Below are 703 nucleotides of genomic sequence, written 5' to 3' on the forward strand. Positions count from 1 at the left end.
CTGTGAGCGCCTGCGATAATGCGATCGCAATGATAGCCGGAAGGAACCGAATGCCCCGCATACTCGACTCCCTGCGTGCGCTCCCGCGCTCCCACGCGGTCGCCCTGGCCATGTTCGCAGCAGCATCGCTCCTTGTCATCGCCTATGCGGTCCACAGCGGCACACCGCTGCGCTACAGCGACGAGAAAGAGTACGTCGAGATCGCGCGCGGGATCGTGGCCGGCGACGGGTACCGCCTGTACGGGGCAGATAGTGCGTACCGACCTCCTGCCTGGCCTCTGTTGTTGGCGGCGTTCCTCGCGGTCGGGGTTCCGGAATCCCTGCTACCCGCCGTCTCCGCCGCGCTTCTGGTGATCGCGGCTGTGAGCGCGGGTGTTTTGGGTGTGCGCATCACCCGGTGCGCGCTCGGCGCGATCGCCGCTCCGTTCGTCCTGCTCTATCCCATCAACGCCTACACGGCGACGACGCTTTATCCGCAGGCCCTTGCCACGGCGGCACTGGTCCTGCTCGTGCTGTACGCGTCCCGCGCCGGCGACGGCCACCTGTCCACGCGCTCCGCGTTGGCGATCGGGGCCCTGCTCGCCGTATCGGTGCTCTCCGTCCCCACGATGGGATTCAGCGCCGCCGTGATCGGGCTGTGGATCCTCGTGCGTCAGCACGGCAACCGCTTCCGATACGCAGTCGCCGCCGGGCTCACCGCCTT

General features: G+C 67.9%; 1 protein-coding gene. It reads left to right on the top strand.

Going from position 1 to position 703, the window contains the following annotated elements; translation table 11 throughout:
- Positions 1–50: 50 nt before the first annotated feature.
- Positions 51–703, top strand: a 653-nt coding sequence (locus FK268_RS23085; RefSeq protein WP_146437788.1) for a hypothetical protein, incomplete at its 3' end; no start/stop codon positions are given.

It is taken from the genome of Tsukamurella sputi (assembly GCF_007858445.1).
Lineage (GTDB): Bacteria > Actinomycetota > Actinomycetes > Mycobacteriales > Mycobacteriaceae > Tsukamurella > Tsukamurella sputi.